At 72.6% G+C, this 2,890-nt stretch carries 4 protein-coding genes; 2 read left to right on the forward strand and 2 right to left on the reverse strand.

Translation table 11 applies throughout. The features are described from left to right. The first annotated feature begins 23 nt into the window (after positions 1-23). The gene (locus tag MHY29_RS11710) at positions 24-896 is read left to right on the forward strand and encodes a 1,4-dihydroxy-2-naphthoate polyprenyltransferase (RefSeq protein WP_239241438.1); all 873 of its coding nucleotides are present in this window, start codon (positions 24-26) and stop codon (positions 894-896) included. 25 nt (positions 897-921) lie between these two features. Here MHY29_RS11710 and MHY29_RS11715 read toward each other — a convergent pair whose 3' ends face one another. After that, positions 922-1,197: a DUF4229 domain-containing protein gene (locus MHY29_RS11715; RefSeq protein WP_224356507.1), complete on the reverse strand. Its 276-nt coding sequence runs from the start codon at positions 1,195-1,197 to the stop codon at positions 922-924. A gap of 41 nt (positions 1,198-1,238) precedes the next feature. Here MHY29_RS11715 and MHY29_RS11720 point away from each other — a divergent pair, with 41 nt between their 5' ends. Next, the gene (locus MHY29_RS11720) at positions 1,239-1,643 is read left to right on the forward strand and encodes a PLDc N-terminal domain-containing protein (protein ID WP_239241425.1); all 405 of its coding nucleotides are present in this window, start codon (positions 1,239-1,241) and stop codon (positions 1,641-1,643) included. Between the two features lie 105 nt (positions 1,644-1,748). On the opposite strand, the gene ccsB is transcribed toward MHY29_RS11720, so the two are convergent. Next, complete coding sequence (gene ccsB / locus MHY29_RS11725; protein WP_239241436.1) at positions 1,749-2,861, reverse strand: c-type cytochrome biogenesis protein CcsB; 1,113 nt, start codon at positions 2,859-2,861, stop codon at positions 1,749-1,751. Positions 2,862-2,890 lie beyond the last annotated feature (29 nt).

A 2,890-nucleotide genomic window follows, 5' to 3' on the forward strand; every position in this document is an offset into this window, starting at 1 on the left:
CTCCCCAGGAGGAACCCCCGCCCATGGCCGCCACGCTCTCCCAGTGGGTCGCCGCCGCGCGCCTGCGCACCCTGCCGATGGCCGTGGCACCCGTGATCGTCGGCTCCGCCGCCGCCCACGCCCTGGACCAGTTCCGCCCCGGCCGCGCCCTCCTGGCCCTGGTGGTGTCGCTCGCGCTGCAGATCGGCGTGAACTACGCCAACGACTACTCGGACGGCATCCGCGGCACCGACGACGAGCGCGTCGGCCCCTTCCGGCTCACCGCCTCCCGGCTCGTGCCGGCGAAGACCGTGAAGCACGCCGCGTTCGCGTGCTTCGGGGTGGCCGCCGTGGCGGGGCTCGCGCTGGTCGCCCTCTCCGGGACGTGGTGGCTGCTGATCGTGGGCGTGGCGAGCATCGTGGCCGCCTGGTACTACACGGGCGGCAAGAAGCCCTACGGGTACATGGGCCTGGGCGAGGTGTTCGTGTTCGTGTTCTTCGGGCTCGTGGCGGTGCTCGGCACCACCTACACGCAGGCTCTGGCCGTGAACGGCCTCGCCTGGGCCGGGGCGGTCGGCTGCGGGCTGATCTCCACGGCCCTGCTCATGGCCAACAACATCCGCGACATCCCGACGGACCGCGAAGTGGGCAAGATGACCCTGGCGGCGCGCATCGGGGACGGGCCCGCCCGCGCGTCGTACGTGGCCATGCTGGCCGTGGCCGTGGTCCTGCCCCTGCTGTTCACGGGCGCCCACCCGTGGCTGTGGCTCGTGCTGGCCGCCGGCGCGGTGGCCGTGAAGCCCTGCCTGGCCGTCCTCCACGCCCACGAGCGCGCCGCCCTCATCCCCGTGCTCAAGGCCACCGGGATCGTCGGCGTGGTCTACGCCGCGGCGTTCGCGCTCGGCGTCGCCCTCTGAGCGTGGCCCGGGGAGCGAGGGCGGCTCAGCCCGGGAAGCGGCCGTCGGTGTAGGCGTCCTCGGCGGCGGCGTCGGCGGCCTCGGTGCGGCCGCGGCGGGACGGTCGTCCCTCCCACGCGTTCTGCAGGTCCGTCGACGCGTCGAGCCGCAGCCGGGTGAGGAAGAGGTAGCTGACGGCGAACGTGAGGATCACTGCGGCGAGCGTGGAGAACAGCATCCCCAGGCCGAACACGTAGTAGCACAGGGCCCAGATCACGAAGAACAGGACCACGCGGACCAGGCCGTACAGGAAGAGACGCATCCCCCCATTCTACGAGCGGGGCCCCTCCTAGACTGGTCGGCATGGCCCGGATCCTCGTCCCCACCGCGATCCTGCTGGTGGCCCTGACCCTGTTCGCCCTCTTCGACGCCCTGCTCACCCCCGCCGGGCGGCACCGCGGGATGCCGAAGTGGGCCTGGATCCCGACGGTGCTGCTGCTGCCGCTCGCCGGCCCGCTCCTCTGGCTGTTCCTCGGCCGCCCCGTCCCGCTGTTCTCCGGACGGACCGCCGCACCGGCCTCGCGCCCGGCCTCCCCCGACGACGACGACGAGTTCCTGCGCACCCTCCGCGTCCAGCGAGCACAGACGGAGCGCGCCAGGGACCTCGACCGGCGTGAGGCCGAGCTGCGCGCCCGCGAGGAGGAGCTGCGTCGGCGTCGCGAGCGGGGCGAGGACGATGCGACCGGCGAGCCCGACGCCGACGCCTGATCCCCCACCCCCACTTTCGCTCAGAAAAACGTCGCTACCATCCCGGCCCTCCGGGATGGTAGCGACGTCTTCTTCAGCGAAAGTGCCGGGCGCGACGGCGGGGGCTCAGGCGGGCAGCCCCGCGTAGGAGTGCAGCCCCGGGAAGAACGTGTTGACGATCGTGTAGTTGAACACGATGCAGAGGAAGCCCGTGATGCTCAGCCAGGCCGCGCGCGTGCCGGTCCAGCCGCGGGTGGCGCGGGCGTGCAGGTAGGCCGCGTAGACCACCCAGATCACGAAGGTCCACACCTCCTTGGTGTCCCAGTTCCAGTAGCGGCCCCACGCGGCCTCGGCCCAGATGGCGCCGGCGATCAGCGTGAACGTCCACATGACGAAGCCCACGGCGTTGATGCGGTAGGACCAGTTCTCCAGGGCGCGGGCGGAGGGCACCAGGCGCAGGAAGGACCAGCCGCGGCGGCCGGCGGCCGCCCGCTTCTCGGCGGACCCCTGGAGCAGCTGCAGGGCGGACATCGCGGCGCTGAGGGCGAACAGGGAGGAGGAGAGCACGGCGATGGACACGTGGATCACGAGCCAGCCGGACTGCAGCGGCGGCTGCAGGTGGCCCACCGGCGTCGGGAAGCCCATGGTGGCGGCGCACATCATGGCCACCACCAGGCCGGAGACGAACGTGCCCACGAACCGCAAGTCCTTGCGGATGAGGAACGCCAGGTACACGGTGACGATCACCAGGGCTCCGGTGGTCATGAACTCGTAGAGGTTGCCCCACGGCACGCGGGAGGCGGCCACGCCGCGGGCCACCACCGCGAACGCGTGCAGCGCCCAGCCGACGGCCAGCACGGCCACGGCCACGTTGGCCACGGGCCGGCGCCCGGCCCCGGTGTAGTCCATGTCGTCGTCGACGAGCTCCGCGTCGGAGCGGCCCGCGGACGACGCCGACACGTCCGTCCCGAGGGCGTGCGCGCCCCCGGCCGGGGTCCCGACGCCGGAGCCCGCGCCGACGCCGGCCAGCTGCCTCTCGCGCACGCGGGAGGCGACGTCCCGGTCGACCCCGGCCTGGGCGTCGAGCTCGGCCTCGAGGCGGCGGATGGTGACGGAGGCGGTCGCCATGTCGACGGCGAACAGGATGAACGCGCCCGCATAGACGAGCGCCGCGATGAACATGAACAGGTCGCTGTAGTACGCGAGCTGCTCGTTCACGGGGGCCGTGGGGTTGAACACTCTCAGTCTCCAGATCGGGGGGTCGGGGC

It is taken from the genome of Micrococcus sp. ACRRV, from assembly GCF_022346985.1.
In the GTDB taxonomy this organism is placed as follows: Bacteria; Actinomycetota; Actinomycetes; order Actinomycetales; family Micrococcaceae; genus Micrococcus; species Micrococcus porci.